This window comes from Microcoleus sp. S36b_A4, from assembly GCF_036700645.1.
GTDB lineage: Bacteria > Cyanobacteriota > Cyanobacteriia > Cyanobacteriales > Microcoleaceae > Microcoleus.
In genome coordinates, this window is sequence record NZ_JAUBPI010000120.1 from 14,867 (window position 1) to 16,524 (window position 1,658).

Here is a 1,658-nt window from a genome sequence, read left to right on the forward strand (position 1 = left end):
CACTTTTGTTTAATGAGATCGTACCGTTGAGCGGGGCTGTAACTAAGGCGGCACTCAACGTGTCCAAATCTGGGTCGGAGTCGTTGCCTAAGACTCCGGGCACGGCAATGCTGAGAACTTTGTCGTGCAAGATGCTGTAGTTGTCATTGACCCCCACCGGGAAATTATTAACCGAGATGGGGCCGAGAGTAAAAGTGGAACTTGCTTGATCCGTGGCGTCTCCGAAAAATAGGAAGTTTGGCTGGGTGTAGGGATTGAAGGGTAAAGCTGGCTGGCTGGTTGCTGGATTAAATGCTCCGTAGTTCCGCAGCGACTGATTTGTCAACAATGCTGTGCCGCCAGCAAACAGGCTGTAAGTGGTGCCTTGAACGACCAGTTTGTAGTCTGTAGGATTACTGATGTTAAAAGCTACATTTTGCCCGCGAGTGAACAGGGGATTATCTAGCTGGGCAAAAATGCCTCCGTTAGGGCCGAGATTGCCGTTGGTGAAACCGAGTTCAATGCCGTTTTGACCGTCGCTGCTAATGGCGATGATGCTGAAACCGGCCCGATCGTTACTAATACTGTTTTCAGCGGTGACTGCAACTCGAAAAGAAACGCTGTAACCGTTGATGCGGTCAAGTGCGGGAAAAGTTGGACTAATTGGAGTAAATGTTGCTGGCGTCGGGGTCGGAGTTGCGGGAGTGTATCTGTAGTTGGTGTAGCCCGCATAGCCTGCATTGCTAGCAGGGAGACTCACGGTAGAAGTATTAATGCCCGTGTTGGGCGAGAACGCACCAGTGGCGAATGGAAGAGCAGCAGGTAGCTCTCCATAAGCTAATTGAGTACCCGCTGGTGTCCCGATACCGGGTGTTGGAGTAAGAAGACCAAAGTTACTTGCGCCGTCGTAGAGGGTGAGGCTGAACACAAATTGATAGGTGGCCATTGTTGCCGGGTCGATCGCCGACCCAGAGGACACCGCTCCTGTTGTATAATCTAGTTCCCAATCTCCGCCCATAGCCGAACTGCCGATCGGCGATCGAGAAGCCGCAATTTTTGCCTTGGTTAGCTGACTCAGTTGCTGCACAAAGTTAGCGCCCTTCTCCCCCGCCGCTACATCACACCCGTACAGTAAAATCTCTCCACTGTCTGCCAGCGATCGCGACCAACGCTGCAATTGCTTAGCATAAGTTTTTAAATTTGTCAAGTTTAGATCGATCGCGCCTAGCAGTAAACTCGCGGGGCGACCGTGGGAGATGATATGAATGCTTTTAATATTGCTGCGACTCGCTAGCGCTGCCGTGATTTGTTCTAGTCCATCCCGCGCTGCATCAAGGATAATTACTTCTGTCCCCGCTGCGATGCCGTTGTGGAGAGTTTGGCTGTCGGGAAGGGCAGAGTCGAGAAAGGCGATCGAACTTACAACTGAATTAATAAAATTTTGCACAATACACCTCTGGTTGGATGACCGTAGGAAAATTAAGATGTACAGAGCTTAGCAAATTCACACATTAAATGTCATGAATAAAATTCACAATCAAGACTGATATTAACTTTCCGTGAAGCTGCTACAGATTCATCTTGTAGAGGCGCGTTTAGCAAATAATTAGGGCTTGCTGAATATATCGCCCGCGTGTTACGTGGCCTGGGTTATTTGATCGCGCGCTCAATAGTAAAGT

The 1,658-nt window shown here is 49.6% G+C and carries 1 protein-coding gene; it reads right to left on the minus strand.

Features of this window, described 5'->3' with window-relative positions:
• The coding region (locus tag QUA03_RS25765; RefSeq protein WP_333216142.1) for a DUF4347 domain-containing protein at positions 1-1,426 on the minus strand (1,426 nt) is incomplete at its 3' end.
• Positions 1,427-1,658: the final 232 nt, after the last annotated feature.